Annotated in this window: 24 protein-coding genes; 8 read left to right on the top strand and 16 right to left on the bottom strand. The window is 63.2% G+C overall.

Annotation, left to right across the window (positions count from 1 at the left end):
* Positions 1–22: 22 nt before the first annotated feature.
* The 8 genes from F7R11_RS22410 to F7R11_RS22445 all read right to left on the bottom strand — a co-directional run bounded on the left by F7R11_RS22410 (position 23) and on the right by F7R11_RS22445 (position 8,298).
* Entirely contained in the window at positions 23–1,150 is a 1,128-nt protein-coding gene (locus F7R11_RS22410; RefSeq protein WP_064807714.1) for an acyltransferase family protein, read from the bottom strand.
* A 280-nt stretch (positions 1,151–1,430) separates the two neighbouring features.
* Positions 1,431–2,282, bottom strand: coding sequence for a PASTA domain-containing protein (locus tag F7R11_RS22415; RefSeq protein WP_064807712.1), 852 nt, complete (start codon positions 2,280–2,282; stop codon positions 1,431–1,433).
* Between the two features lie 217 nt (positions 2,283–2,499).
* Positions 2,500–2,949 (bottom strand): helix-turn-helix domain-containing protein, encoded by a 450-nt coding sequence (locus F7R11_RS22420; protein WP_064807710.1) that lies wholly within the window; start codon positions 2,947–2,949, stop codon positions 2,500–2,502.
* Between the two features lie 26 nt (positions 2,950–2,975).
* Positions 2,976–4,529 carry a DHA2 family efflux MFS transporter permease subunit gene (locus F7R11_RS22425; RefSeq protein WP_064807708.1) on the bottom strand — a complete coding sequence of 518 codons (1,554 nt, stop codon included), beginning with the start codon at positions 4,527–4,529 and terminating at the stop codon, positions 2,976–2,978.
* 66 nt (positions 4,530–4,595) lie between these two features.
* Positions 4,596–5,858 (bottom strand): HlyD/EmrA/EmrK family protein, encoded by a 1,263-nt coding sequence (locus F7R11_RS22430; protein WP_064807706.1) that lies wholly within the window; start codon positions 5,856–5,858, stop codon positions 4,596–4,598.
* A gap of 44 nt (positions 5,859–5,902) precedes the next feature.
* Positions 5,903–7,366: an efflux transporter outer membrane subunit gene (locus F7R11_RS22435; RefSeq protein ID WP_064807704.1), complete on the bottom strand. Its 1,464-nt coding sequence runs from the start codon at positions 7,364–7,366 to the stop codon at positions 5,903–5,905.
* Positions 7,367–7,411: 45 nt separating this feature from the next.
* Complete coding sequence (locus tag F7R11_RS22440; protein ID WP_064807702.1) at positions 7,412–7,846, bottom strand: MarR family winged helix-turn-helix transcriptional regulator; 435 nt, start codon at positions 7,844–7,846, stop codon at positions 7,412–7,414.
* An 89-nt stretch (positions 7,847–7,935) separates the two neighbouring features.
* Positions 7,936–8,298, bottom strand: coding sequence for a winged helix-turn-helix transcriptional regulator (locus F7R11_RS22445; RefSeq protein WP_021193724.1), 363 nt, complete (start codon positions 8,296–8,298; stop codon positions 7,936–7,938).
* Positions 8,299–8,443: 145 nt separating this feature from the next.
* Between F7R11_RS22445 and F7R11_RS22450 the strand changes: the two genes are divergently transcribed.
* From F7R11_RS22450 to F7R11_RS22475, 6 genes are all read left to right on the top strand, one after another.
* Complete coding sequence (locus tag F7R11_RS22450) at positions 8,444–9,451, top strand: zinc-dependent alcohol dehydrogenase family protein (protein ID WP_064807700.1); 1,008 nt, start codon at positions 8,444–8,446, stop codon at positions 9,449–9,451.
* Between the two features lie 156 nt (positions 9,452–9,607).
* Positions 9,608–10,183 (top strand): heme oxygenase-like domain-containing protein, encoded by a 576-nt coding sequence (locus F7R11_RS22455; RefSeq protein WP_064807698.1) that lies wholly within the window; start codon positions 9,608–9,610, stop codon positions 10,181–10,183.
* A 195-nt stretch (positions 10,184–10,378) separates the two neighbouring features.
* Positions 10,379–11,638 carry a serine hydrolase domain-containing protein gene (locus F7R11_RS22460; protein WP_064809067.1) on the top strand — a complete coding sequence of 420 codons (1,260 nt, stop codon included), beginning with the start codon at positions 10,379–10,381 and terminating at the stop codon, positions 11,636–11,638.
* Between the two features lie 425 nt (positions 11,639–12,063).
* Entirely contained in the window at positions 12,064–12,312 is a 249-nt protein-coding gene (locus F7R11_RS22465) for a pentapeptide MXKDX repeat protein (RefSeq protein ID WP_064807696.1), read from the top strand.
* A 147-nt stretch (positions 12,313–12,459) separates the two neighbouring features.
* A complete protein-coding gene (locus tag F7R11_RS22470; RefSeq protein ID WP_064807694.1) occupies positions 12,460–13,092 on the top strand; it encodes a cytochrome b/b6 domain-containing protein in 633 nt (210 codons plus the stop codon).
* 13 nt (positions 13,093–13,105) lie between these two features.
* Positions 13,106–13,891, top strand: a complete 786-nt coding sequence (locus F7R11_RS22475; protein ID WP_021193730.1) for a molybdopterin-dependent oxidoreductase — start codon at positions 13,106–13,108, stop codon at positions 13,889–13,891.
* Between the two features lie 20 nt (positions 13,892–13,911).
* Here the strand turns inward: F7R11_RS22475 and F7R11_RS22480 are convergent, their stop codons facing one another.
* From F7R11_RS22480 to F7R11_RS22505, 6 genes are all read right to left on the bottom strand, one after another.
* Entirely contained in the window at positions 13,912–15,249 is a 1,338-nt protein-coding gene (locus tag F7R11_RS22480; RefSeq protein ID WP_064807692.1) for a tetratricopeptide repeat protein, read from the bottom strand.
* Between the two features lie 323 nt (positions 15,250–15,572).
* Complete coding sequence (locus F7R11_RS22485) at positions 15,573–16,586, bottom strand: YeeE/YedE thiosulfate transporter family protein (protein ID WP_064807690.1); 1,014 nt, start codon at positions 16,584–16,586, stop codon at positions 15,573–15,575.
* Positions 16,587–16,611: 25 nt separating this feature from the next.
* Positions 16,612–17,718, bottom strand: coding sequence for a patatin-like phospholipase family protein (locus F7R11_RS22490; protein ID WP_238500893.1), 1,107 nt, complete (start codon positions 17,716–17,718; stop codon positions 16,612–16,614).
* Positions 17,600–18,034: an SDR family oxidoreductase gene (locus F7R11_RS27355; protein ID WP_257784475.1), complete on the bottom strand. Its 435-nt coding sequence runs from the start codon at positions 18,032–18,034 to the stop codon at positions 17,600–17,602. Before F7R11_RS27355 ends, F7R11_RS22490 begins: the two co-directional genes overlap by 119 nt.
* Positions 17,968–18,234: a BufA1 family periplasmic bufferin-type metallophore gene (locus F7R11_RS22500; protein ID WP_064807680.1), complete on the bottom strand. Its 267-nt coding sequence runs from the start codon at positions 18,232–18,234 to the stop codon at positions 17,968–17,970. Before F7R11_RS22500 ends, F7R11_RS27355 begins: the two co-directional genes overlap by 67 nt.
* 331 nt (positions 18,235–18,565) lie before the next feature.
* Entirely contained in the window at positions 18,566–19,357 is a 792-nt protein-coding gene (locus tag F7R11_RS22505) for an SDR family NAD(P)-dependent oxidoreductase (RefSeq protein WP_064807678.1), read from the bottom strand.
* Positions 19,358–19,476: 119 nt separating this feature from the next.
* Between F7R11_RS22505 and F7R11_RS22510 the strand changes: the two genes are divergently transcribed.
* Positions 19,477–20,424, top strand: coding sequence for a GlxA family transcriptional regulator (locus F7R11_RS22510; protein ID WP_064807676.1), 948 nt, complete (start codon positions 19,477–19,479; stop codon positions 20,422–20,424).
* Positions 20,425–20,462: 38 nt separating this feature from the next.
* Here the strand turns inward: F7R11_RS22510 and F7R11_RS22515 are convergent, their stop codons facing one another.
* A complete protein-coding gene (locus F7R11_RS22515; RefSeq protein ID WP_064807674.1) occupies positions 20,463–20,642 on the bottom strand; it encodes a type 2 periplasmic-binding domain-containing protein in 180 nt (59 codons plus the stop codon).
* 40 nt (positions 20,643–20,682) lie between these two features.
* Positions 20,683–21,249, bottom strand: a complete 567-nt coding sequence (locus F7R11_RS22520; RefSeq protein ID WP_064807671.1) for a hypothetical protein — start codon at positions 21,247–21,249, stop codon at positions 20,683–20,685.
* Positions 21,250–21,388: 139 nt separating this feature from the next.
* Between F7R11_RS22520 and F7R11_RS22525 the strand changes: the two genes are divergently transcribed.
* On the top strand, positions 21,389–21,964 hold the full coding sequence (locus tag F7R11_RS22525; protein ID WP_064807669.1) for a TetR/AcrR family transcriptional regulator: 576 nt from the start codon (positions 21,389–21,391) through the stop codon (positions 21,962–21,964).
* The last annotated feature ends 85 nt before the right edge of the window (positions 21,965–22,049 follow it).

The raw sequence follows: 22,049 nt of genomic DNA on the forward strand, positions 1-22,049 counted from the left end.
AACCGGAAACGTTATGCAGTGCTCACGGTTTCTGCAGCCCCAGCCGTGCGCGCCACGCATGCCGCTGGGTATCCATCCAGTCGATCGTCTTGCGGCCCAGTGCAATGGAGGGCTGCTCGATATAGCGATGGAGCAGCGCCGCCAGCGCAAGCGTCAGCGCAAGATTGACGGCAAACAGCAGGACTTGCGTACCGATCCACTCCGGCGCAAGCACGCCCACCAGACGATGCGTGGTTTCGATCACGCTGGGGTGGACCAGGTAGAGCGCATACGACAACTCACCCAGCCACACCGCCACACGCGGCACGCGTAGCAGGCCGCAGTACTCCATCGCCACCAGACTGATCAGCAATGCCCCCGCCGGCAGGCCGCGCGCGAGCAGATCAAACCTGGGCACGGGCCCGATCACGGAGACGATGAAGGTGCCTAGACCGGCCGCCAACAGCACATGGGCCATGACGGGTGTCAGGCGGTGCCGGTGTTCCGCATGCAGCCACGCCAGCCCCGCCCCCAGCAGGAACTCGAGCACAAGTGGGTTGGCGGCCATTGCCTGCAGGGGCGTGGCCCAGGTGTAGAGCGCCTCCGGATCACGCAGCACCACACCGCTGTGCCAGAACGGCACGATGATGGTTGTGGTGAACAACACCAGCGCGACCAGCCACAGCGCGCGTCTGCCAAACAGCGCCAGGCCCAGCGCGCACAGTGCATAGAAGAACGCCTCGTAGTTGAGTGACCAGCCGACGTAGAGCGCGGGATAGCCGAAGTAAGGCGCATCCACATTGGCCTGCGGTAGGAAGGCCAGTGAGCTGAGCAGCACGCCAGTCGACACCGGATTGAGCCATGTGGAATGCAGCACCGACATCAGCCAGTACGGCGGCGCCAGCCGGAATGCGCGCTTGACGAGAAACTCGCCGGGCGTCTCCGGTCCCTTGGGGCCCAGGATGGCGACCCACGCAATGATGAAGCCGCTGATGACAAAGAAGACATCCACTCCCACATGTCCGCGCTTGATCACGTGCGTGGTCAGCCACGCCAGGGCGGGCATGTCGGCATGGGCCAGCGCCAGGCCGGAATGGAATACAACGACGTAGAGCGCGGCAAAGCCTCGCAGTGCCTGGATGCTTTGAAGAGAAGACGAAGAACGGTTCACGCTGAGTGGGACGACTGCGGCGCAACGAGCGGTTCCGCCGCCATCGCGCTGTGGACGAGCTAGGGCAACCCAACCACTTTAGCAAGCTGCGTGCCCCGTGCTCTCGCCCGTTGTGTGCCAGGGCAGTGGCGCGTTCGTGCTCAACCGGTGCTTTGCGTCAAGGCCCGACGCGCGGGCGTCAGCATCGGCTCGCGCTAATCAGCATTTCCTAGGCAAGGATGCGCTCACGGCAGCGCTCATCCGTCGCGAAACACAACTGAGCGGCTGAGCGCCAGGGCGCTCAACGGCACTTGACGCTGTAGCCCGACACGCTCGGCAGGTCATCTTCGCCAGCGGTTTCCAGCGACAGCTTGCCGGCCGGGCCGGCGTAGCTGTAGCTGCAATAGGCCATGCCCGTGCCCGAGCAGTCGTCGGTTTCGATGATGCCGTGTTTGAACTGCGCCGCTTGCCGTGGGTCGCCACTGGCCTTGGCACGCACCGGGTTCCAGCCCTTGGCAGCCAGCGCCTTGCGTGCCTTGTCGATCGACATGCCATAGACGTTCGGCAGCTTGGCGCGGCCCTGGCAGACGGTGTCTTCGTCAGCCATCTTGGTCAGCCGCACCGTGCCGTCGGCGTCGACATGCAGGTCGCCCGCGGGCGCGGGAACGATGTCGCCATCCCACAGGCGCACGGTGCCGCCCTCAAGCGGGACGAGGTTGCCGATGGCGGTGTCGTCTGCCGACTTGCCGTAGGCCAGCGCGATCAGCTTGTCATTGCTGAACACCGCGATGTTGCCTTGCGTAGCGGCACAGGTGCCGCTGGTGCCGGCCTGCATCTGGCCCGCAAAGCTCACGGCGCGGTAGGGCCCCAGCGGCACGTCGGCCATGACGGCCCAGCCCTGCGCGGCCACCTGCTTGGCAGCGGCCGACTTCGGCTGGATGACCCGCTGCGGGCAATCCTCCCGGTCACTTGCGCTGCCGCCTGCTTTGGGCAGCGCGGTGGTTGCCTTGACGAGGATGCCCTTCATCTCGGAAACCACGCGCGGTGCTGTGGCACTTGTTTGTGCGATGGCGGGCAACGATACCGCGAGGCTTAGCGCCAGCACGGCTTGGCGCAGGGAAGTCTGTGCGGCGGGGGCTGCAAACGTAGGCATGGCGAGAGCGCGCATCAAGAGCGCGATGGAAGACGATTGGAGAGGACGCAGTCTCTGGCGAGCGTGGAAATCGCCAAACATTAAGAGACGGAAACAAGCCAGCGACGCAGCAAAGGTTGTTCTGATTGGCGTGCCGCTGTTGACGCGACGGGACTATATAGGTCGGTATCTATTCCCGCAATCGCGCTACGTTGAAAGCGGCACGACGATACGTGCGCTACGTGAGCGATGCGGCAGCGCCTTCCATCAGGTGCCGCAGCGCATGCACGGATTGCAGCCCCATGCTGGCGGTCAGCGCGCTGGTCAGGCGCTCGGCTATCTGTTGATCCAACAACTCGCAAAGTGCGATGCCGGGCGCGCTGATCGACAACCGGACGCTGCGCCGATCCTCCGCGCCGCGCGTGACAGAAATCAGGCGGCGCAACTGAAGCAGATGGGCCGCACGTGAGAGCCCGCCGATGTCCCGATGCAGCGTCACGGCGATTTCCGTCAGCGTGCCGGCGGCTGCGTAGCGCAAGTGGCAAAGCAGCAGCCACTGCGCGATCGAGAGCCCCGTGCTGCCCAGCATCTCCGTCACGCGTTGCTGCAGCGTGCTGTGCAACCGATTGACCGAGACGAGCACATCCAGCAGCACGGCCGAATCTGGCATGGGGGGGATCTGCAACATCGTTGGCTCCGTGAATGCATGGGCTTTCAATGCGCGGCCACCGCGCCACCGCCGGTGCCCTTGACGGGCTTGGCCAACCAGATGAGCGGCACGATCACCAAGAAGATCACGCCCGAGATCCAGAAGATGTCGTTTAGCCCGAGCATGGAGGCTTGTGCATCCAGGCCACGCTCGAAGTAGGCGAGTGCCTCAGCCGGGCTGAAGCCGAACGCGGCGCGGATGCCGTCCAGCGCGGCGTTATAGGTTGGGTTGCTCGCGCTGCTTTGTTCGGCCAGTTGTGCGTGGTGCAGGATGGTGCGGTTGCTCCATGCCGTGGTGGCGAGCGATGTGCCCACCGCGCCGCAGAACACCCGCACGAAGTTCGACAGGCCGGCAGCAGCGGGAATCTTTTCCGGCGGGAGGCCCGACAGGATGATGGCTGTGAGCGGCACGAAGAACATTGCGGTGGGAATGCCCTGCAGCAGTGTCGGCAACACCAGCGACCACGTATCCACATTGGCGGTATAGCCCGAGCGCATGAAGAACACGCCCGCAAAGCCGGCAAAGGCGAGGGTTGCCAGCACGCGCATGTCGGACTTCGGCAAGATGCGGCCCAGCACCGGCGTGAGCAGCACGGCAAAGATGCCCAGCGGCGCGGTGGCCAGCCCAGCGTTGACGGCCGGGTAGCCCAGCCATTGCTGCATCCATTGCGGCAGGATCACCAGGTTGGCGAAGAACACGGCATAGGCGACCGAGATGGCCACCGTGCCCGAGAGGAAGTTGCGGCGCGCAAACAGGCGCAGTTCGATGATGGGGTGCTGGTCCGTCAGTTCCCAGATCAGGAAGAACACAAACGCGATGAGCGCCACCACCGCCAGCCCGACAATGAACGGCGAGTTGAACCAGTCCAGGTCCTTGCCCTTGTCGAGCATGATCTGCAGCGCCGCCACCCAGGTGATGAGCGAAACCAGGCCGATCTTGTCGATGGGCAGCTTGCGCGTGGCCGATTCACGATCGCGGTAGAGGAACCACGTGACCGCCGCGGCAAACAGGCCGACGGGGATGTTGATGTAGAAGATCCACGACCACGAGTAGCGGTCCGTAATCCAACCGCCCAGCAGCGGGCCGGCAATCGGGCCGACGGTGGCCGTCATGGCCCACAGCGCCAGTGCCGTGCCGCTCTTTTGTTTCGGGTACGAGCCCAGCAGGATGGCCTGCGACAGCGGCGTCATCGGGCCCGCCACCGCGCCCTGCAGAATGCGCGCAGCCAGCAGCACCGGCAGGTTGGGCGCCAAGCCGCACAGCCACGACGACAGCGCGAACAGCAGAATGGTCGCCACGAACAGGCGCACTTGCCCGATGCGTTGCGTCAGCCAACCCGTGAGCGGAATCGACACCGCATTGGCTGCCGCAAACAGCGTGATGACCCAGGTGCCTTCATCCACCGACACGCCCAGGTTGCCGGCAATGGTTGGGATCGCCACGTTGGCAATCGACGAATCCAGCACGTTCATGAACGTGGCCAGCGCCACGGCTAGGGAGCCGAGCGCCAGCTTGCCGCCGGTGAGCGGTGCGGGTTCGGTATTGGCTTGTGCATCCATGATGACCTCGCAGAGGCTGCGTCAATTTTTCTGACTTGTCAGATAGTTGGGGAAAAAAGGGGCGGCTTACATCTGCGGGGCCGTCGCACGCGGTGCGTCTGCGCGGGCGAGCTGCGTTTGCGAACGGGCATCGAGGGTGCTGTTCTGCGCGATGATGCGGGCGATCTCGGCGTTGGCGTCTTCGCCATACCGGCGGAACACATCGGTGCGCGTGGCCGTGTTGAGCGGCACTGCCGGCTGCGCACGCGGGATGCTGGCGGCACCGTGCGTGTCCACATCCACCTGCATCGACAGGCCGATCTGCAGCGGGTGTTCGCGCAACTCTGCCGGGTCCAGCTGGATGCGCACCGGCAGGCGTTGCACGACCTTGATCCAGTTGCCGGTGGCGTTCTGCGCGGGCAGCGTGGCAAATGCGCCGCCCGTGCCGGCAGAGAAGCCCGCCACCTTGCCGTGATACGTGACCGAGTTGCCGTACATGTCTGCGCGCAGTTCAACAGGCTGGCCAACGCGGATGTGTTTCGTCTGCACCTCCTTGAAATTGGCGTCGACCCACACGCCGTCCAGCGGCACGATGGCCATCATCGGCGTGCCCGGGGCGACGCGCTGGCCGACCTGCACCGAGCGTCGCGCTACATAACCTGTGACCGGCGCGGGCAGCGTGTTGCGTGCGTTGGCGAGGTAAGCGTCGCGCAGCTTGGCGGCGGCGGCCTGCACGCTGGGGTGTTCGGCCACCGTGGTCTGGGCGGTCAGGGTGCGGTTGCTGGCGAGTTGCTGGCGCACGGTGTCCAGCGCGGCTTCAGCGGCGCGCACGGTGTCGCGCGCATGGGCGACGTCTTCGGCAGACACGGCACCCGCTTCGGCAACCGTGGTACGGCGGCGCAGGTCGTCACGTGCGCGTGCGAGATCCGCTTCACGCTGGGCGATGGTGGCGGCGTACACGGTGTTGTTGACGTAGAGGCTGCTCACTTGGCGCACCGTCTGCGCAAGCTGGGCGCGGGCATTGTCGAGCGCGACTTCCGCATCGGCCGGGTCCAGCGAGACGATTGGCTCGCCCGCCTTGACGATCTGCGTGTCGTCGGCATTGACGGCCACCACGGTGCCCGACACCTGCGGCGTGAGCTGGACGAGGTTGCCGTTGACGTAGGCATCGTCAGTATCTTCGTGGTACTGGGCCACGCTCAGGTAGTACGCGCCATAGCCGGCAGCGGCCACGGTGGTGGCCAGGCCCAGCGCAATCAGCAGCACCTTGCGGCGGGTCTTCAGGCGGGTGGTCGGGGCGGCGTTGGCTTCGGCAACGGCCTGCGTTTCGTTCTGGATCGGGGCGTTCATTTGGGCACCTGTTTGGTCCGGCAATGTGGATGGGAGACGGTGGTTCAGCGGATTTGCGTGTTCTGCGGTGCTTCCTGGTAACCGCCGCCGAGAGCGGAGGCCAGCGCAATCTGGTGGTCACGGCGCGCCATGCGCAGGCTGGCGACCTGCTGGTCGGCCGTCAGCGCGTTGGCCTGCGCGTGCAACACGGTGAGCTGTGTGGTCAGTCCGCCCTTGTACTGCGCGAGTGCGAGTTGCAATGCGCGACGGGCGGCGTCCTGTGCGCGCACGCTGGCGGCCAGTTCGTTGTCCACTGAGCGGATTTCCGAGAGCTGTGTCGCCACGTCGGACAACGCGTTGACCAGCGTGTCGTTGTAGTGCGCGACGGCGTAGTCGAAGTCGGCATAGCGGCCCTTGAGCTGGGCACGCAGCGCGCCGCCGTCAAAGATCGGCAGGTGGATGGCGGGCCCCACGTTGGCGGTGCGGCTGGCTGCGGTCAGAAAGCGCCCGAAGCCGAAGGCGTCCAAGCCGATTGCGGCGGCAAGGTTGATGTCCGGATAGAAGTCGGCCTTGGCCACGGCAATGTCGTGCGTGCTGGCATCCACGCGCCAGCGGGCAGCCACGAGGTCCGGGCGGCGGGAGACGAGATCGGCGGGCAGGTTGTCCGGCAGCGCCACCGTGTCGCCCACGCCCAACGTGGGGCGGGTGATGGCCAGGCCGCGGTCTGGCCCTTTGCCCAGCAGCGCGCCGAGCTGGTAGCGCACGCGCTGCACGCTGCCGTCGAGCGAGGCGATGGTGGCTTCAGCACTGGCGACATCGGCTTCTGCGCCTTTCTTTTCCACATCGGTATCGAGGCCCATCGTCACGCGGCCTTGCGTGAGCCGCAGCACCTGCTGGCGCTGGGTGAGTTGGTCTGCAGCGATGTCGCGCAGTGCGTACAGGCGGGCCAGATCGTTGTACGCGCGGGCGATGGCGGTGGAGAGCGTGAGCTTGATCTGCTCGGTCTCGGCCTCGCTCGCACGCAGGGCCGAAACGGAAGACTTCAGCGCCTCGCGGTTTTTGCCCCACAGGTCCAGATCGTACGAGGCGCTGACTGCGGCCTTGTTCTCGGTTTGCCAGGCGCCCGCATACGGCGGCGGCACGAGGGCGGTTTCCGAGAAGCGCTGGCGGTTGATGCTGTAGCTGGCTGAGACCTGCGGCAGCGTGTTGGCGTTGGCGCCTTCGCTGGCGGCAGCTGCGGCGGCCACGCGGGCGCGAGCCATCTCCAGCGACGGGCTGCCTTGCAGGGCTTCGTCGATCAGCGTTTTGAGCTGCGCGTCGCCAAATTGGTCGTCCCAACCTGCGGCGGGCCAGCGGCCCTGTTCGGCCGGCAGGCTTTGCGTGGTGGCGAGGCCGTCAGGCTCAATCATCTGCCTGTCGCTATGCATGCCGGCGTAGTTGGCGCAGCCGGCCAGCACGGCCATGCACACGGCCGACAGCGCAATGGCAGGACGGCGGAGCAGGCGATCGGGTTTAGTTTGATTTTGCATTTTCTGATTTGTCAGATAAATGGATAAAAAAATGAGCCGTAAGACTCACTCCGCAAATTTCTTCAGCAAGCGCAGGAATTCCTGAAACTCGGCGGGGGAGAAGCGTTGCAGCCGGTGGTTCAACACCTCGGCGGCAATGTCGGGCACCTGGTTGGCGATGTCTGCGCCCTTGGCCGTCAGCTCCAGGTTGACCACACGGCGGTCTTCCAGGCTGCGGCTGCGGACCAGCAGGCCTTTGAGCTCGAGCTTGTCGAGCGTGCGTGTCATCAAGCCGGTATCTATGCCGAGCAGCTTGGAGAGCTCGTACGGCGTATTGGCAATATCGCGCGCCACCGACAACAGAATGCCCATCTGCTGGCTCGTGATGTCCAGCGGGCTCAGTGCGTCGTCCAGCTCCATCCCGGTCAGGTTGCGGGCCCGGGTGATGTAGAACCCCACGCTTTGCAAGAGTTGGAAGTTGTCGCGGTTGTAGTGCTTCATGGCCTGCTCGTTGCGTTGTTGGACTGCACAGTATTTGACAAGTCAGATTTTGTCAAAGAAGAATTGTAACAACGCAGGAGATGGGGTGGCTAAGCCTCTACAGCCTCTGGCAGTGCGTCCGGCACTTCGCGCTCCCGGTACGACTGCCCCCAGTCGCGCAGGCTGATCAGCACCGGTGCAAGCGACTCCCCAAGCGGGGTCAGCGCATATTCGACCTTGGGCGGCACCTGCGGATAAACGTGCCGCACGATGATGCCGTCGGTTTCCAGCTCACGCAGTTGCAGCGTCAGCATGCGCTGTGTGGCGTTGGGAATCAGCCGCGTCAGTTCCATGAAGCGCTTCGTGCCGTCCAGCAGATGAAACAGGATGACGGGCTTCCACAGGCCGCCGATCACGGAAAGCGTGACCTCGACCGCGCAGCCGCTCTTGATGCCTTGAGGTTTGCGACGCATTCGGTTTGTACCTACAAAATTGATAGTACTGGCGATAATTGTACGTTCTTGCGGCAATCGATGTGTAGCTCGACAATCTCCCCTGTCGCTGCGTTGCCGTGTACGGCTGCGGCGCTGTCTCGATCTCTCCCAAGGAACCGTTTCAATGAAAGCCATCACCTTGCGCCAGCCCGGCGGATTGGATCAACTTCAACGGGTCGAACTTGCCGACCCCGGCGCGCCCGGCCCTGGCGAAATCCGCGTACGCATTCACGCGAGCTCTCTGAATTTTCATGACCTTGGCGTTGTGACCGGCCGTTTGCCCAGCGCGGATGGCCGCATCCCGATGTCCGATGGCGCCGGCGTTGTCGAGGCCATCGGCGAGGGCGTCAGTGAATTCGCAGTGGGTGATGCCGTTGTGTCGACCTTCTTCCCGACCTGGCTGGACGGCGGCCCGACGCTGTCGGACTTCAAGACCGTGCCGGGCGATGGCGTTGACGGCTACGCACGCGAATGCGTCGTCCACCCTGCACACTGGTTCACGCACGCACCACGCGGCTACAGCCACGAAGAAGCGGCAACGCTCACCACGGCAGGCCTGACCGCATGGCGCGCGCTCGTGGTCGACAGGCAATTGAAGGCCGGTGACACCGTGCTTGTGCTCGGCACCGGCGGCGTATCGATCTTCGCGCTGCAGTTCGCCAAGCGGATGGGCGCAACGGTCATCGCAACGTCGTCGTCCGACGAGAAGCTGGAACGCGTTCGCGCACTTGGCGCAGATCACACCATCAACTACCGCCGCGACACGGATTGGGCTGCCAAGGTGCTGGAGTACACGAACGGGCGGGGCGTCGATCAGGTGATCGAGGTCGGCGGGGCGGACACGCTGACGCAATCCATCCGTGCATGCCGCACTGGCGGCCATATTGCATTGATCGGCGTGCTGGCGGGCGTTGTCGGGCAGGTGCCCACCGTTGAGCTGATGCTGCGCCACCAGACGCTGCAAGGGTTGATTGTCGGCAGCCGCAGCCAACAGCGCGACATGGTGCGCGCGATCGAGGCAACGGGTATCAAGCCGGTGATTGACCGCACGTTCGCGCTGGAGGACATTGCCGAGGCGTTTGCCCATCAGGCGGCGGGTAAGCATTTCGGTAAGCTTTGCCTGTCGATCTGATATCTGACGGCAGTGCCCAACTCGGCGGTTTGTGCCGGGCTGGGCAATTGGATGGTGTGCGTGGTTCGATTGCTTGCAGGCACTCGCGCAAAGGCGGGTGATGTCAGACCTTGTGGCCGTGCATTTGATGGCCGCGTTTTTCGAGTGCTCAACGCCATGCCCCACACCCAACCCATTCCCATCTATACGATTCCCGCACTGTTCACGTTGCGCGGCATGCTGCATAAGTTCTGGGCAAGCGAACTGGGTGGCAAGCGCCTGCCGCTTGCGTTCTGGACCATCGAAGACAACGACCTGTTCTTCGACGCGTTGCAGTATCTGCCGGTGTGCGTGCTATCCAGTGGCGGTCGGAGCGGGCATGGCCACACCGACGACGAACTGCGGTCTCTCCCCATCGGTTTCCAACATGCTGTCGCGCTCTTTGACCTGGAGGACGGCTTCGCCAATGAGGGCTACACAGCGATCCCCAACCTTGGGGAGGCGCGCGTGCAGGAGATCGCCAACATCTACCGGCACATCGGCATGGCATCACGGGCAGCGGTGCTGGAGCGCGTCCTGGCTGCCAGCATGCGCGATCCCTCTGACGAGGATGCAATGTCCGAGGCTGTGGATGGGGGTCTGCCCGATCTGATTGATACGGAACACGAGGCGAATCAGGTCATGGCCTATTTCCGCGCGGAAAGCCAAGCCTGGAGCCTGCCGCCAGAGCTTGATCAATCTGAATGGCAATAGCGCATTCCGGGGGTGCAAGCGCATCGAGCGCCGCGGGTAATGTCATCATGGCGGCGTGTGGCGAAGCCGGGCATGCCTGCGCTCCACCACACAGCCATCGGGCCGGTACGCGCGGTCAGCAACACCACGCACCGGCATGCCATTGTCAGCCTGCGCCAGCGGCGCAGTTGTGAATACAAGGTACAAGGGGAAAGCATGGATGCGCGGCGTAGCGAAACACATGGGATGTCCAGGGATCGGCTCGGGCGGGTTGAGCGCTTTATCGATGACGCCTATATCGCCACCGGCAAGCTGCCCGGTGCCCTGACCCAGGTGTGGTGTCGCGGTGAGCGGGTCCTGAACTCAGTGCTCGGCCAGGCTGACCGCGAGCGGCAAGTCCCGCTGGCCGAGGATTCGATCTTCCGCATCTACTCGATGACCAAGCCCGTCACGTCCGTGGCGATCATGATGCTGGTCGAGGAGTGCAAGATCGCGCTGGATGATCCGGTCAGCAAGTACATCCCGGCGTGGAAAAACCTGGGCGTCTACGCCGGTGGCTTCATGCAGGGCTTCCAGACGCGCCCGACCGCGCGCCCCATGTTGGTGGTCGACCTGCTGCGCCATACCTCCGGCCTGACCTACGGCTTCCACCAGAACACCAACGTTGACGCGGCGTATCGCCAGCTCAAGCTGGGCGACATCGCCACGCAGGGCACGCTGGACGAGATGATCGAGAAGCTGGCTGGCTTGCCGCTCGAGTTCTCGCCGGGCGAGGCCTGGAACTACTCCGTCTCCACCGATGTGTTGGGCTACCTCGTTGGGAAGGTCAGCGGCATCCCGTTCGAGACCTTCCTGAAGGAGCGGATATTCGATCCGCTAGGCATGGTCGACACGGCGTTTTACGTGCCGGAAGAGAAGGCATCTCGCTTCTGCGCCTGCTACGCCGTGGGGGCGCTTGGTTCGACGGCGGTGTCAGATCGGCCGGCTTTGCAAGACGATCCGCGCACCAGCCTCTACCTGAAGCCGCCCAGCTTTGTTTCGGGCGGCGGTGGCCTGGTGTCGACCGCTGCTGACTACCTGCGCTTCGCGCGCATGCTGCTGCAAGGCGGTGAGCTGGACGGCGTGCGCCTGCTGGGGCCGAAGACGCTGGCGCTGATGACCGCCAACCATCTGCCGGGCGGGGCCAGCATCTCCAGCATGTCGCCGCGCTCGATGTTCAGCGAGGCTGCCTATGACGGCGTGGGATTCGGGCTCGGCTTTGCCACCACGGTGGCGCAGCTGGCCACGTTGGTCCCCGGCAGCACTGGCGATTTCTTCTGGGGGGGCGCCGCTGGCACCTTCTTCTGGGTCGACCCACAGGAGGATCTGATTGGCCTGTTCCTGACGCAGGTGTTGCCGTCGTCGGCGTATCCGGTGCGCCGCCAGTTGCGCACGCTGGTCTATAGCGCGATCACCGAGGTGGGTGCCGCTGCGTAATTGCTGCGCTGACATCAGCACCATTCAACGCCGGCATCTTCGCGCGCAGATCCTGCTGCGCGAGGATGCCGAGCGTCCGGATCAGATGCCTCCAGCAGGCTACCCTGGTCAATCCAATGCTTGACTCGCCGGTGACACCGGCATTACCCCGTGAGCGGTGGCCGGATTCGCGCTGCGCCGCCGTTCAGTCATACCCCGTGCCCGCTTAAGCAAGTCTGGAGCGCATGCCTTTAGTTGACACAGGATCGCGTTGAGTCGCACGCTTAGCGATGACCACATCGCAATTCTTCCGATAGCGTCACCAAGCCATAAGAAGTGACGCATTGGATGCATTTGTTGGCAAGAAAATTGTGATCGCGTGTCAGTTTTGGTGACGATGTTCGACTAAGTCGTTCCACACACCTTTTCCACCAAGGAGTCGCACCATGAAGAAAGCACTGATTGCTGCTTGTGTCGCCGGTTTCGCCTTTGTTAGCACCGGTGCCGTGTTCGCACAGACCGATACCATGCCCAAGAAAGAGGAAGCCCCGATGGCCAAAGACGCGATGGGGCACGACAAGATGGCAAAGGAAGGCATGAAGAAGGACAAGATGAAGAAGGGGGGGATGAAGAAGGATGAGATGAAGAAGGACGAGATGAAGGGCGATATGAAAAAGGATGAGATGAAGCAGTAACGGTGATAGTGCCGCGCCACTTGACCAGCAAGTGGTGCGGTGCCCCTCTGTGAATGAGCGCTGCGATCAGGGCGTCACCACAGGCGGGATAGGACGGTGCACGGTTGACCAGTCAACCAGCCCGCCATGTCCCTTTCAGGAGATTGCATGATGAGTGCGGTTCCTGCTGCTCCCCGCGCGCCGGATGTTCCGGTGCGGTTGATTCATCCACTGTGGGTGCGCGTGAGCCATTGGCTGAACGCACTTGCGGCGATCACGATGGTGTTGTCCGGCTGGCGCATCTACAACGCTTCGCCAATCTATGAATGGTTCGAGTTTCCGGCCGGCATTACGCTGGGGGGTTGGCTTGGCGGTGCCTTGCAATGGCATTTTGCGGCGATGTGGCTGCTGTTCATCAACGGCACGGTGTACTTGACGCTCGCGTGCATCACCGGGCGTATCCTCCGGAAATTTTTTCCGGTCACGCCGGGAACACTCTTGCGCGATGTCTTGGCAGCGTTGCACGGCAAGCTGAGTCACAGCGATCTGAGGGTCTACAACGCGGTCCAGCGCGCAGCCTACCTGGCAGCGATCATCGACCTGATTCTGCTTGTGCTGTCGGGTCTCGCGATCTGGAAATCGGTCCAGTTCCCGCTGCTGCGCACACTGCTGGGCGGCTATGACACAGCCCGTGTCGTGCATTTCTGGGCGATGGCGTTCCTCGTCCTTTTCTTTGTGGTCCACGTCACGATGGCGGCGCTCGTTCCTCGGTCGCTGCTGGCAATGATCCGCGGGCGTTGAAAGGAGAGTCACCATGCCATCGAAGCCCCGCAATGCTGTCACCCGTTATCGCCTGGACCGGCGCGCGCTCGAGATCGACGTGCGCCGTGAACTCGAGATGCCATCGCGGCGCCTGTTCAACCGGCGCATTCTCACGCTTGGTGGTTTGACGATGCTCACAGGCTGCACCCTCGTAGACGACGCCTCGGTCAATGATTTCCTGTTGAAGGTCTCACGCATGAATGACCGTGTGCAGGCCTGGCTGTTTGACCCCAAGCGCCTTGCCCCCACCTACACCGAAGCCGACCTGACACGGCCATTTCCCTTCAACGCGTTCTACTCGATGGAGGAGGTGCCGCACGTCGATGCATCGACATACCGATTGACTGTGTCAGGTCTGGTCACAGGTAAGCGCACTTGGACGCTCGACGAACTGTATTTGCTGCCGCACGCCGAACAGATCACACGCCACATCTGCGTTGAAGGATGGAGCGCGATTGGCCGCTGGGGCGGAACACCGTTTGCCCAGTTTCTGCGCCGAGTGGGGGCCGATACGAGCGCCAAGTACGTCGGCTTCAAGTGTGCGGATGATTACTACGAGAGCATCGACATGCCGACTGCCTTGCATCCGCAGACGCTTCTGACGTTCGAGTACGACGGCATGCGGCTGCCTGCCGAATTCGGTTTCCCGATGAAGCTGCGCATGCCGACGAAACTCGGCTACAAGAATCCGAAGCACATCATGGAGATCTTCGTCACCAACACGTTTCCGGGTGGCTATTGGGTTGACCAGGGCTACAACTGGTTCGGTGGGTCGTGAAGGCGTTCTAATTGTCCAGTTCAGGAGCGGGTGCCGACTGGTGCGGCAAGGTCCCAACGCGGTAGTTCCGCCACGACCACCCAGCCTGCAATCTCGCGATCGAATTCGTGACGAATGGGGACGCTCCGGCTGGTGATTCCGGTAAAGCCGGCGTCGGCAAGGCAGCGTTCGATGTAAGTCAGCTTGTGTGCGTAGCGGCCGCTGGGCTGCAGCACGTAATCGGTTCCGTCGCTGCTGGTGTCCAGCGCCTCGAATGTCAGGATCGCATGGCCGGCAGGCCGCAAGGCGGCGGCCATCGCGCTAGCGATGTGTTCCAGCCCTCCGAAGTAGACCAATGTGTCTGCCACGACGATCAGGTCCCATTGGGTAGGGTGGGTGCCGAGATATTCACCCAGTTCGGCCTTGACCAATTGGTGGTACAGCCCGGCAGCTTGCGCCAGCGCCAGCATGCCGGCCGATAGGTCGACCCCGGTCAGCGTTCGGGCCACGGGCGCGAGGTGTGGTGCGCACAGGCCAGTGCCGCAGCCGGCGTCCAGCACATCCAGTGAGCCCTGCGGCAAGGCCAACTGACGCAGGGCATCGCCCACATATTCCGGACCGCGGTAGCGCAACCCGGTCAGTTTCTGGTCGAACTGCGGCGCGGCGTCGTCGAACGTCTGCTCTACGAATGCGTCGGCGCAGCGTGGAGGGGTGTCGGTGCCTGCGCATGCGGCAAGGAAGTGGCGTGCAATGGGGTTGTCCGGTTCTCTTTCCAGCCAGCGCCGATAGATTTCTGCTGCCTCTGCGTGCCGGCCCAGCCGGTAAAGCGCTACACGGCGTAGTTGTTCCGGCTGGTCGATTTCGGGGCGGGCAAGTATGGCGCGGCAATGGTACAGGGCGGCTTCCTGTGTCTGGCCACGCGCGCTGAGCAGGTTGGCATAGTGTTCCAGTGCGTCGGCAAAGTCGGCGTCGAGGGCGATGGCGTTTTGGAAGGCTGTCGCCGCGTCGTCCGCCATGCCCAGCGCCAGCATGGTCGCGCCCAGGTTGTTCCAGATGAGCTTGTCGTCCGCCTTCAGTTCGAGCGCGTGGATGAACGCCTCGGCCGCTTGGGTCAATTCGCCCCGCTGTACGCGGGCATTGCCGAGTTCGTTGTAGCGCTCGGGACGATCCGGCTGCAGGTGCAGCGCGCGTTCGACCAGAGCCATGCCGTCGTCGCTGCGGCCGGTCTGGTGCAGCAGCAGGCCGAGGAAATAAGTGGCATCGGGGTCGTTGTGATGTGCCGCGAGGATGGTGCGGTATGCCGTTTCAGCGGCGCCGAGGTCTCCCGTGCGGTGGCGGGCTAGGGCGGCGTTCAGCGCCTGTGTGATGGCATCTTGCATGAATGTAGGGGGTTGCGGTTGGGCATAGAGAGCGCTACTCACCTCACCACGTCCCGCTGCGTAGCGGTCGATGGTGGCGTGGTGCACATTGGTCGCGGCCGCCGCCGATTCCTGACAAAGAATGGGCGATTTTGCCAATGAAAATGCGCCCAATAGCGGGTGGAGTGATAGCTAGGCCCTTCAGCATGGCGCTTTCCTTGCATACGTAAGCGGACGGAAATGAAGCGAAGAGTGGAACAACAAGGACAACTGCGACGCAGACCGTCACGAGAAACCAGCGTGAGCTGGGTCTCGTGATGGATGTCGAGAACTGCCAGGCAACCTTACGGCCGGTTGTTCTGACCCTCCCGGACATGCCGGCTCAGCAACTGATAGGCTGCGATCGCCACGCACATGGTGCAGAACGCAATCCAAGCGTACGGCCACAGCAGCGGCAGGCCAGTGAGGATTAAGCCGTCGTTGCCCCCGGGGATCCAGAAACTACCGATGCCCATGAGGGCCCCGCCCAACGCGCAACGACCTATCGCCGTCCCTGTGGGGCGAGTCGGTACAAAGTGGCCTGCCGTCCATCCTCCCAGGGCTGCCCCGGCAAACAGCGCCAGCAATAGCGGGCCGCGCAGAGCGGCCGCACTCATGCGCTCGAGCGCCCAATCCGCGAGGGTATCGGTGTAGGTCCAGGCGCCAGCCAGTGTCAGCAGGATAATGAAAGTGACTCCGATGACGAGCGTGGCACTGTAGGGATGCCACGCCCGCGCTGCCCAGGTGACCCGTGGCGAGCTCTTTCGATTGCCTAAATTGTCAGCCTGACATTTGGCACCGCAGATGAATGTGCGATAGACCGTCCAGGCAACACGTGCGGCGACGACAGCCATCACTATTGCAGCAGCCCATGCCGGTAGCGATAACGCTGGCGCGGCCTGCTGCAAAGGGGCGTTAGTCATGAAGGGAAAGACATGTGCGGCCAGCCAGTAACCTGCAAGAAATCCCGGGGGCGTAGCAATGTAGGCCCACTCGCCGTTGCCAAAGCGGGCGATAGCACCGAACACGCATGCCCGGTTCACCGCCGCGCCGATGCCAAGCAGCGCCGCCCCTGCCACCGTTAAACCAGTCGATGCGTATCCTTGAGGCATTGGCATCCGCAGGCCGAGCATTTTCAATCCGAGGATGACGGCCAGCACCCATAGAGACGCCTCCAGCATGGCGAGCAGCCGCCCGAAGCGGCGCGTGTCGAGTATTTCTGTCACCGCGACGACTGTGCAGGTTGCGCCGCGCTGAATGGCGTAACCCATCACGCCTGCGCTCAGCAGGCAGACTGATGTCAGCGCAGTCGTCAACATAAAGCCGTTCATCACTGGTTTTACATCACGAGATATCGTGGATCATCACGCCGTCCGTCGGATCCACTGGAGTGGTCCATGGCCGTTGAGCGATGGCACGACAGGCATCGTTGTAGCCGGCTTCCCAGCGCGTGCGAATGCCCTGGCGGGTGAAGTCGATGTCCTTGGACGCGTCCTCTCCAGGCAGGCGCGGCGCGTGCAGGCGCACCAGGTGCATTGTTGTGCCGCATCCCCAGGCCGCAAGCTCGCGGATGGCGGGGTCGTCACGCAGCTTCGGGGGCAAGCGCTTGCTCATCTCGCGAATGATGTGACGCAACTTGTGGATTTGCTGTTGACGCTGCACGTGGCTCGTGTCGCGGGTGGAGAACTGGATGTCCTTCTGTCGCTCGCTGATTTGCGCCAAGCTCTGCGGTTCACTGGCGTGCGGTGTCCACAATTGGATGGCGAAGATGGTGGAGTCACGGCGCGGGTTGTCATCCAGCACGACTTCCACAGGCGTGTTGGAATAAATGCCGCCGTCCCAATAGGGCTCGCCGTCCACGCGCACAGCAGGAAACGCAGGAGGCAAAGCACCGGAGGCCATCACGTGCTCGACGCGCAGCGGCTCATGGCGGCTGTCGAAATAACGCATCACGCCCGTATTGGCGTTGACCGCCCCTACCGTCAGGCGATGGTCGCGCTGAGCCAGGTAATCGAAGTCCACCAGGTCCAAGAGTGTTTGGCGCAGCGGCGCCGTGGTGTAGTAGGCGGCGTGGTCGATACCCACGGCAGCAAACTGTCCCAACATCGCAGCAGGGTTAGGCGCGAAAAAAGCGGGGAGTCCGCGCGTGAACGTTCCCAGGTTGGTGAACGTGTTGCCCAGTAGGCTCGCCCAATAGCGTTGCAAGTCCGTTTGCTGGATTTCCGTACGTTCCCAGAAGGCGTGCAACTGCTCCATTCGGCGCTCGGGCGGGTTTCCCATGATGATCGCGCCGTTGATCGCGCCGATCGATGTGCCAACTATCCAGTCCGGCTCAATACCCGCCGCGTGCATAGCCTGGTACACGCCCGCTTGGTATGCGCCCAGCGCTCCCCCGCCTTGCAGCACTAGCACCGTTTGTCCGAGGGGCGATTGAGCGCCGATCCGCCGCACATTGTCGGGAGCGACGGGAGCCATGGGAGCTGTCTTGGTTGCCATGATGTCTCCATGGGGTCCGACCGCCGTCGATGGGCATCACCACGCCCGTCATGGAGGCCGCCGCATCCCTTGCGAGAAACGCCGTAAGCGCGGCCACCTGATCGATGGTCAGGAATCTCTTGGACGGCTGAGCCTTGAGCAACACCTCGTCGATAACCTGCTGCCCGGTGGTGCCGCTCGCTTTAGCCGTACCGGTGAGACGCGTTACTTGGACGGCGCTTGCATCGTGCCGCCCATCTGCGCGCAGGTGCCGGCCGGCACGTACTTCCACGACATCGGGTCCTTGTCGATCTTCGATTGGCCGGCGCAGGCGTGGGCGCTGCCCGGGCTGGCGCAATCGTTCTGGCCGGCCTTGGCTACGCCGTAACACTTTTCCTTGGCCGTTGCGTCTGCCGCTTGCACCGGAGTCGACAGGGCGCCCAGTGCGAGCAGGCTACCCAGGGCGGCGGCGATGATGGCTTGTTGTTTCATTTTCGTTCTCCTTGATTGAGCAGGTGTCATTGACGGGGACAGGGCGTGATTGCCCGTCTTTGCCGTACGGTGCGCTGCGGTAGTGCGCAAACGCGTTCCGTGCAACTTGGTCGCCGCACTGACAGATTCCTGATACGGAGAACGAAAAAATTTTCCTGAAGGTGAGAAACGGCGTTGCCGTTGAAAAAGGCGGCCTTGAATCGGCCATCTTATGCGATTGCGCTGACCGCAGCCGGAGGCCGCTCGAGCAATGCGATGTCGTCGACTTGCCTCTTCAGAGGCAAGCGACGACTGAGTACTCCGCATGTCTGGAGGCAGTGAACGCCGTTTCCTACGCATACCGGGCTGCAGGAGTCGCGCTGGACAGGTGCGAGAACATCGCCTGCCGCGCGGCTTCATAGGCATCCCACTCTTCGCGGGGCTGCAATGACGGGATCGTCACCAGTTCACGCTGGTCAAATCCGACCAAGGCGGCGTCGACCATATCAGTTGCCGACATGACGATTTCCTTGGGCAGGTTTTCCAGCGGAAGGCCGCCGATCTGCCAGAAATCGGTGGCGGTGGCACCAGGTAGCACAGCTTGCACCTGCACGCCCTTGTCTGCGAGTTCATGGTGCAACGACTGGCTGAAGGCAAGCACAAACGCTTTGCTGCCGCCGTAGACGCCGTTGAGCTGTTCCGGCCGGATGGCGACGATGGACGCGATATTGATGAGGGCGCCTTTGCCGCGTGCGACAAAGCCTGGCGCAGCGGCGTACGTCAGCCGCGTGAGCGCGGTCACATTCAAGTCGATCATCCGCGTCATTGCATCGACATCGCTGTCGAGCAGCGGCGTGTGCGTCCCCACGCCCGCGTTGTTGACGAGCAGGGTGATGCTTGCGTCTTGCTTGAGCTTGGTCTCGACGGCCGCTAGCGCTGTGCGGTTGTTGAGGTCGGCATCGACAATCTCGACACTGCGCTGCGTGTCATTGGTGATGCGATCGGCCAGTGCGGCCAGCCGGTCGCGGTTGCGTGCGACCAGGATCAGGTCGTAGCCCCGGCGGGCGAGGCGGTCTGCGTAGACTGCACCGATGCCCGACGATGCGCCAGTGATCAGGGCCGTACCTTGATGTGCTTGGGTCATGACGTCACTCCGTTGTGAAGCGGGTTGATGAATGCGTGAATGCATTCTGGCTCTGATTGGTCATGGCTGAAATGACGTATATAGTCATGATTCAGGACACAGCTTGACGGAGAACGGGCATGCACCGAATCGGCTTTCTGATCAGCGATGGCTTTCAGATCATGGCGCTGGCTAGCCAGTCCGTGTTCGAGTACGCCAACATGGCGGCCGGTGAGCCGTTCTATGTACTTGGCAACTTCTCGGTCAGCGGCGCAGAGGTGCGCTCGTCGCTTGGGTTCTCGGTCGGCACGCGAAGCTTGCGCGGCAGGGGCGATGTCGACACGTGGATGGTCGCTGGCGTCAATGACCCGGTCAGTTCACCGGCCCCTGCCGAAATCGTCTCGTTTCTGCGCAAGGGTGCCAGCCGTGCCAGGCGTGTTGCCGGCATTTGCACCGGCGCCTTCGTGCTGGCGGAGGCGGGTTTGCTGGCGCAGCGTCGCGCCACCACGCATTGGGCGTACGGGCGGGAAATGCAGAGGCGTTTTCCAGACATCCACGTCGAGGAAGACCGCATCTACATCGTCGACGGCCCGATCTGGACGTCTGCCGGCATGACGGCTGGCCTGGATCTGGCGCTGGCGATGGTGGAGAAGGATCTGGGCGCGGACATGGCCCGCTCTGTGGCGCACAAGCTGGTCATGCATCAGCACCGGGCGGGCGGTCAGTCGCAGCATTCTGAAATGCTCGATCTCGCGCCAAAGTCGGATCGGATCCAGAACGCACTGAACTATGCGCGTCGGAATTTGCACCGTTCTCTGACCGTGGAAGAACTGGCCGAGACCGTGCATTTGAGCCCGCGCCAATTCAGTCGCGTGTTTGCGCTGGAAACGGGGCAGTCGCCCGCCAAGGCGATCGAGGGGCTGCGGCTGGAGGCCGCTCGGCTGATGGTCGAGCAAGGCCGGCATCCGCTGGATGTCATTGCCAGGGAAACCGGCTTCCGAGATCGCCGCCATATGCGTGAGGCGTTCATGCGTGGATTTGGCCGTCCACCTCAGGCGGTGCGGCGCGATGCGCGCACGGGGGACTGAGGTCATGTCATCGGCCCGCTCAGTCTGCGCGCCAGACGTTACCGCGCGGACCAGCTACGCAGGCGCTCAATCAGCCAGCGACCCGCAGGCCCAGGCGGCGATGCCGTCGGATAGACCGCCGACATCTGCATGGCAAATCCGCCAGGCGGCACTTCATCAATCTTCACTTCAACGAGGCGACCCGCCTCAAGATCGGCTTGAACGGCGTGCAAAGGCATGCCACCCGAGTCTTTTTGGGTTTGTATCGCCTGACGTTGTTTATCTTCGCGCCAGCGGTATCTGCAGGTTGGTCGGCCGGTTCTGCTCGGTGTCGAACCCGCGTCCGTCAACGTTGCGCGCACCCCAGAACAACAGGCCGTGCGCCAGGTACACCAGGTCGTACTCCATGAAGTGCTTGCCCGCAGCCAACCCAAAAGGCGCGAAGCTCTTGCCGAAGATGCTCTGCGTCTGACCTGACTCCCACTTGGCGTAGCCCTGCGCAGCGATTTGGTTGAGCACATCTGCAAAGCCTGGCTGAAGGGGCGTCACCTCGTACGCCTCGTCTGCAATGAAATCCACCTTCTGCGCACCCGGGGCGATCGGGTGCTCCCCCTGCCAGAACATATGCCCCCGGATGAAGATGCGGGCCAGCGGTACCTGACCATACGGATCGACAAAGTTGGTGACGGCCAGCTCGAATCTGTCGCCCGGCAGCACGGTGAAGTCTCGCCGCAGGTAGAACGGTTTGAGCGTGCCGTCCGGGTTCTTCTGCGCGCTTGGGCGTACTTCGGGGGCGATGCTCGTCCAGTTGCCGAGCAATGCGCTGCGGATGTCTTCGAGAGTCATGGCGGTTCTTCCTTTCTCAACAGATGGCGTGGCGAATGAAGATGGCATCACGTGGGGCTATGACGATTGTCATAGTTGAATTCACTATGATGGTCTTCATAGTCCTTGTCAACCCAGGAAAGAATGGAGGTGCCCGATCATGGCGGGTGAGATGCGAGAGCGCATGGTGGAGGGGGCGATGGGCCTGCTGGCACAACGGGGCCTGCACGCGACGTCGTTCTCGGAGGTGCTGGCAGCCACGGGGGCGCCGCGCGGTTCGCTGTACCACCATTTCCCGGGCGGCAAGGACGAGTTGATGGCTGCCGCAGTCGACCGCGCAGGCGCTGTGTTGGTTGACGCGCTGGAAAGCACGGCTGGCATGCCGGTTGATGCCGTGGTCGAGCGCTTTCTCGCCATCTGGCGTTTCGTGCTGACCCAGTCGCAGTGCGAATCGGGGTGCGCCGTGCTGGCCGTGACTGTGGCAACGGATTCCGCCGAGTTGTTGTCGCACGCGACCACGGTTTTCCGCGCCTGGCGTGAGCGCCTGGCGCAGTTGCTGCGGCGGAGTGGGTTACCGGCAGCCGCGGCCAAGCGCTTTGCCACCGTCATGATCGCCTCGGTAGAGGGGGCGGTTGTTCTCAGCCGGGCGGAGCGGAGCCTTGAGCCCTTCGAGATCGTGGCCACGCAGTTGATGGAGCAGGCGCATACCATGGTGGCGGCCAAGTCGAAAGGCTGAGGTGCGGCCTGCGTATCGAACGTCGAGGCGGTCTATCCAGGCTGTGCACCTGAGCGCGTCTTCTGTCGTAGAACAACCTAACAAG

It is taken from the genome of Ralstonia insidiosa, from assembly GCF_008801405.1.
GTDB classification, from domain to species: Bacteria; Pseudomonadota; Gammaproteobacteria; order Burkholderiales; family Burkholderiaceae; genus Ralstonia; species Ralstonia insidiosa.

What these genes read in the sequence shown, in the direction of transcription:
- F7R11_RS22445 (WP_021193724.1), bottom strand. Translation starts at nt 8,298, where the DNA reads ATGCGTCGCAAACCTCAAGGCATCAAGAGCGGCTGCGCGGTCGAGGTC.
- F7R11_RS22470 (WP_064807694.1), top strand. Translation starts at nt 12,460, where the DNA reads ATGATGAGTGCGGTTCCTGCTGCTCCCCGCGCGCCGGATGTTCCGGTG.
- F7R11_RS22460 (WP_064809067.1), top strand. Translation starts at nt 10,379, where the DNA reads ATGGATGCGCGGCGTAGCGAAACACATGGGATGTCCAGGGATCGGCTC.
- F7R11_RS22455 (WP_064807698.1), top strand. Translation starts at nt 9,608, where the DNA reads ATGCCCCACACCCAACCCATTCCCATCTATACGATTCCCGCACTGTTC.
- F7R11_RS22500 (WP_064807680.1), bottom strand. Translation starts at nt 18,234, where the DNA reads ATGAAACAACAAGCCATCATCGCCGCCGCCCTGGGTAGCCTGCTCGCA.
- F7R11_RS22525 (WP_064807669.1), top strand. Translation starts at nt 21,389, where the DNA reads ATGGCGGGTGAGATGCGAGAGCGCATGGTGGAGGGGGCGATGGGCCTG.
- F7R11_RS22505 (WP_064807678.1), bottom strand. Translation starts at nt 19,357, where the DNA reads ATGACCCAAGCACATCAAGGTACGGCCCTGATCACTGGCGCATCGTCG.
- F7R11_RS22465 (WP_064807696.1), top strand. Translation starts at nt 12,064, where the DNA reads ATGAAGAAAGCACTGATTGCTGCTTGTGTCGCCGGTTTCGCCTTTGTT.
- F7R11_RS22480 (WP_064807692.1), bottom strand. Translation starts at nt 15,249, where the DNA reads ATGCAAGATGCCATCACACAGGCGCTGAACGCCGCCCTAGCCCGCCAC.
- F7R11_RS22415 (WP_064807712.1), bottom strand. Translation starts at nt 2,282, where the DNA reads ATGCCTACGTTTGCAGCCCCCGCCGCACAGACTTCCCTGCGCCAAGCC.
- F7R11_RS22430 (WP_064807706.1), bottom strand. Translation starts at nt 5,858, where the DNA reads ATGAACGCCCCGATCCAGAACGAAACGCAGGCCGTTGCCGAAGCCAAC.
- F7R11_RS22440 (WP_064807702.1), bottom strand. Translation starts at nt 7,846, where the DNA reads ATGAAGCACTACAACCGCGACAACTTCCAACTCTTGCAAAGCGTGGGG.
- F7R11_RS22475 (WP_021193730.1), top strand. Translation starts at nt 13,106, where the DNA reads ATGCCATCGAAGCCCCGCAATGCTGTCACCCGTTATCGCCTGGACCGG.
- F7R11_RS22485 (WP_064807690.1), bottom strand. Translation starts at nt 16,586, where the DNA reads ATGTTGACGACTGCGCTGACATCAGTCTGCCTGCTGAGCGCAGGCGTG.
- F7R11_RS22510 (WP_064807676.1), top strand. Translation starts at nt 19,477, where the DNA reads ATGCACCGAATCGGCTTTCTGATCAGCGATGGCTTTCAGATCATGGCG.
- F7R11_RS22425 (WP_064807708.1), bottom strand. Translation starts at nt 4,529, where the DNA reads ATGGATGCACAAGCCAATACCGAACCCGCACCGCTCACCGGCGGCAAG.
- F7R11_RS22520 (WP_064807671.1), bottom strand. Translation starts at nt 21,249, where the DNA reads ATGACTCTCGAAGACATCCGCAGCGCATTGCTCGGCAACTGGACGAGC.
- F7R11_RS22450 (WP_064807700.1), top strand. Translation starts at nt 8,444, where the DNA reads ATGAAAGCCATCACCTTGCGCCAGCCCGGCGGATTGGATCAACTTCAA.
- F7R11_RS22435 (WP_064807704.1), bottom strand. Translation starts at nt 7,366, where the DNA reads ATGCAAAATCAAACTAAACCCGATCGCCTGCTCCGCCGTCCTGCCATT.
- F7R11_RS22420 (WP_064807710.1), bottom strand. Translation starts at nt 2,949, where the DNA reads ATGTTGCAGATCCCCCCCATGCCAGATTCGGCCGTGCTGCTGGATGTG.
- F7R11_RS22515 (WP_064807674.1), bottom strand. Translation starts at nt 20,642, where the DNA reads ATGCCTTTGCACGCCGTTCAAGCCGATCTTGAGGCGGGTCGCCTCGTT.